2 tRNA genes and 2 rRNA genes (1 of these 4 cut by a window edge) are annotated in these 2,990 nt (G+C 45.3%); all 4 read left to right on the top strand.

Annotated features, from left to right (window positions below):
- The first annotated feature begins 434 nt into the window (after window positions 1-434).
- Window positions 435-1,958: ribosomal RNA gene (locus ACU8DI_RS15115) — 16S ribosomal RNA — on the top strand.
- An 83-nt stretch (window positions 1,959-2,041) separates the two neighbouring features.
- Window positions 2,042-2,115: transfer RNA gene (locus tag ACU8DI_RS15110), tRNA-Ile, on the top strand.
- Window positions 2,116-2,201: 86 nt separating this feature from the next.
- Window positions 2,202-2,275, top strand: a tRNA-Ala gene (locus ACU8DI_RS15105).
- Window positions 2,276-2,423: 148 nt separating this feature from the next.
- Window positions 2,424-2,990, top strand: a 23S ribosomal RNA gene (locus ACU8DI_RS15100); it runs 2,253 nt beyond the window's last position.
- Together the 16S and 23S rRNA genes with 2 tRNA genes alongside form the textbook arrangement of a ribosomal RNA operon.

Raw genomic sequence — 2,990 nt, 5'->3', positions numbered from 1 at the left:
GAATTTCTTTTTATAGTTTAGGTTGTAAAGTACTGTAAATAAGGGTTTGTAGTTGTGTGATATTAAAAAGGGGAAAAAAAAGAGCAAAAAAGTTTTGGTTGTAAGAAAAAAAGGGTTGTATATTTGCACCCGCTAAACGGATGATGTTTGGTTTAAGTTCTACGAGAAAGTAAGTATTGAGTTATCGGGATAAATTTTTCGAAAAAAAAGTACAGATAGTGTTGTAGGAATAAAAAAAGGGTTTTATATTTGCACCCGCTTAAGCGTTAAAGCGTTTAAGGAAAGAGAAAAAAAGTTCATTAACATATTGAATTGACAGCGTAAGGAAGATGTCGGCGACGGCATTTTTCAAACAAAAGAATAGACCATTTTGAGTACAAATATCGAATAATTCCGATTGGAAGTTAAGAAACAGTCGTAAGGCTAAAAGATTAACGATGAAGAGTTTGATCCTGGCTCAGGATGAACGCTAGCGGCAGGCCTAACACATGCAAGTCGAACGGTAACATTGGTTGCTTGCAACCAGATGACGAGTGGCGCACGGGTGCGTAACGCGTATACAACCTACCTTTTACAGGGGGATAGCCTTTAGAAATGAAGATTAATACCCTATAGTAAGTGACTGTGGCATCACAGACACTTTAAAGCTTCGGTGGTAAGAGATGGGTATGCGTTCTATTAGCTAGATGGTGTGGTAACGGCACACCATGGCAACGATAGATAGGGGCCCTGAGAGGGGGATCCCCCACACTGGTACTGAGACACGGACCAGACTCCTACGGGAGGCAGCAGTGAGGAATATTGGACAATGGAGGCAACTCTGATCCAGCCATGCCGCGTGCAGGAAGACTGCCCTATGGGTTGTAAACTGCTTTTATACGGGAAGAAACACCTCCTCGTGAGGGGGCTTGACGGTACCGTAAGAATAAGGATCGGCTAACTCCGTGCCAGCAGCCGCGGTAATACGGAGGATCCAAGCGTTATCCGGAATCATTGGGTTTAAAGGGTCCGTAGGTGGATAATTAAGTCAGGGGTGAAAGTCTGCAGCTCAACTGTAGAATTGCCTTTGATACTGGTTATCTTGAGTTATTGTGAAGTAGTTAGAATATGTAGTGTAGCGGTGAAATGCATAGATATTACATAGAATACCAATTGCGAAGGCAGATTACTAACAATTAACTGACACTGATGGACGAAAGCGTGGGGAGCGAACAGGATTAGATACCCTGGTAGTCCACGCCGTAAACGATGGTCACTAGCTGTTCGGACTTCGGTTTGAGTGGCTAAGCGAAAGTGATAAGTGACCCACCTGGGGAGTACGTTCGCAAGAATGAAACTCAAAGGAATTGACGGGGGCCCGCACAAGCGGTGGAGCATGTGGTTTAATTCGATGATACGCGAGGAACCTTACCAGGGCTTAAATGTAGAGTGACAGGGCTAGAGATAGCTTTTTCTTCGGACACTTTACAAGGTGCTGCATGGTTGTCGTCAGCTCGTGCCGTGAGGTGTCAGGTTAAGTCCTATAACGAGCGCAACCCCTGTTGTTAGTTGCCAGCGAGTAATGTCGGGAACTCTAGCAAGACTGCCGGTGCAAACCGCGAGGAAGGTGGGGATGACGTCAAATCATCACGGCCCTTACGTCCTGGGCTACACACGTGCTACAATGGTAGGTACAGAGAGCAGCCACTGCGTGAGCAGGAGCGAATCTATAAAACCTATCACAGTTCGGATCGGAGTCTGCAACTCGACTCCGTGAAGCTGGAATCGCTAGTAATCGCATATCAGCCATGATGCGGTGAATACGTTCCCGGGCCTTGTACACACCGCCCGTCAAGCCATGGAAGCTGGGAGTGCCTGAAGTCCGTCACCGCAAGGAGCGGCCTAGGGTAAAATTAGTAACTAGGGCTAAGTCGTAACAAGGTAGCCGTACCGGAAGGTGCGGCTGGAACACCTCCTTTCTAGAGAAAGACGACCAATCAGAGGTATTTAGAAATAAATTGTCTGTTCTTTTGCTGTTAATTTAAATGATCTATTATAGTAGAGTCTCATAGCTCAGCTGGTTAGAGCGCTACACTGATAATGTAGAGGTCGGCAGTTCGAGTCTGCCTGAGACTACTGACTATAATATTATAAAGGAAATTCTAGAAGTTGAGTGGTAGTTGTACTGACTACTAACTACTAATTACTAACTACTAGTAATTGGGGAATTAGCTCAGCTGGCTAGAGCGCCTGCCTTGCACGCAGGAGGTCACCGGTTCGACTCCGGTATTCTCCACAGTTCCGATTTATTCGGAAAGAAGTTCATTGACATATTGAAAAAGATACATAAAAATAGTATGGCATTAATTTGCTATACAGAATCGCAATTAGTTAAGGTTACGAGCCTTTAACTAATTGTAAACTCATTAAAAAGACAAAAAGTACAATAAGCTACATAAGAGCGTATGGGGAATGCCTAGGCTCTCAGAGGCGATGAAGGACGTGATAAGCTGCGAAAAGCTGCGGGGACTGGCACATACAGATCGATCCGCAGATATCCGAATGGGGCAACCCAGCATATTGAAGATATGTTATCCGAAAGGAGGCGAACCCGGAGAACTGAAACATCTAAGTACCCGGAGGAGAAGAAAACAAAAGTGATTCCGATAGTAGCGGCGAGCGAACTCGGATTAGCCCAAACCAGTATTGTTACGGCAATGCTGGGGTTGTAGGACCACGATATTTGATGCGTAATGAACTAGAACGCTTTGGAAAGAGCGACCATAGAGGGTGATAGTCCCGTATAGGCAAAGAGCGTTATTGATAGTGGTATCCTGAGTAGTGCGGGGCACGTGTAACCCTGTATGAAACTGGCGGGACCATCCGTTAAGGCTAAATACTCCTGAGAGACCGATAGTGAACTAGTACCGTGAGGGAAAGGTGAAAAGAACCTTGAATAAAGGAGTGAAAAAGATCCTGAAACCATACGCTTACAAGCGGTCGGAGCCCTT

This window comes from Psychroserpens sp. BH13MA-6 (assembly GCF_052983595.1).
The sequence above is the reverse complement of the archived record's forward strand: the minus strand, read 5'-3'. Positions and strand labels throughout refer to the sequence as shown.